At 63.0% G+C, this 227-nt stretch carries 1 pseudogene; it reads right to left on the bottom strand.

The features are described from left to right. Positions 1-227: pseudogene (locus ADK67_RS52565) on the bottom strand (cellulose-binding protein); the annotation flags it as partial.

Genomic DNA, 227 nt, shown 5'->3' with positions numbered 1-227 from the left:
GTGGTGGTGGTGCTGGTGGGGCCGTCGGTCAGGGTGGGGGTGGTCCAGTCGCGCCATTGGGAGAGGTTGCCGGTGGCTTTGCTGTGCATCTGGATGACGCCGGTGTGGTTGCCGGTTTTGACGAGGTATTTCTGGACGGTTTGGGTGATGTGGGTGCGCCATTCGGTGCGGTTGGCGCAGTGGTTTCCGTCGGTGACGTTGGAGTGGTAGGTGATGTTGGCGCCTGC

This window comes from Saccharothrix sp. NRRL B-16348 (assembly GCF_001280085.1).
Lineage (GTDB): Bacteria > Actinomycetota > Actinomycetes > Mycobacteriales > Pseudonocardiaceae > Actinosynnema.
The sequence above is the reverse complement of the archived record's forward strand: the minus strand, read 5'-3'. Positions and strand labels throughout refer to the sequence as shown.